1 protein-coding gene is annotated in these 675 nt (G+C 51.6%); it reads right to left on the minus strand.

Annotated elements, in window-relative coordinates; all coding sequences use genetic code 11:
• On the minus strand, nt 1-236 hold a 236-nt coding region (locus ACOCD2_RS24320; protein WP_305801581.1), incomplete at its 3' end, for a hypothetical protein.
• Between the last annotated feature and the right edge of the window lie 439 nt (nt 237-675).

The raw sequence follows: 675 nt of genomic DNA on the forward strand, positions 1-675 counted from the left end.
TTAACTTTTATGATATCGCAGGGCACGAGTTCGGCTGCGGGTAACTGCTGCCATTGGCCATCACGTTTCACCAGGGATTTGAGCGCCAGCTTCTGTTTGAGCACGGCAATGGCATTCAGTGCCTTGGATTCCTGATAGAAATCCACGAAGGCATTCACCAGCAGCATCACCATGATGATGGTGAAATCTTCCCAGCGCTTTACAGAGGCCGAAAGAATGGCGGCCACTTCGATCATCCAGGGGATGGAACCCCAGAAACGCTTGGCCAGCCTTACAGTCCAGCTTTCTTCCCGGGTATCCAGGCGGTTGAAGCCAAACTTCTGCTAGCGCTCGCCTGCTTCTTCACTGCTGAGACCGCTATCTGGGTCTGTACGCAGGAGTGAAGGATCTATGTCTGTCATGCCGTATTTCCTTTTGTCGGTTTTTTTGTTCAAGGCTCAAAACATAGACGACTGCAACCTGAAGTATGGCTGTCCAGGAGACAGCACCTCAGACAGGTACATCTTGCTCTTGAAAGGCCGTCGAAAAACGCTGTTTTTCGACGGCCTTTCAAAGACAAGCGTGTCTTCGGCCTCGTGATAGATTTTGGGACATCCCAGTCCCCAAAATCGACTCGGCCTTTGACAACCTATTTGTGCCCCAGCCGTCCTGGTCACCAAGCACTACGCAACAACT

Origin of the sequence: Thiolapillus sp., from assembly GCF_048562965.1 — a bacterium.
Taxonomy (GTDB): domain Bacteria; phylum Pseudomonadota; class Gammaproteobacteria; order Chromatiales; family Chromatiaceae; genus Thiolapillus; species Thiolapillus brandeum_A.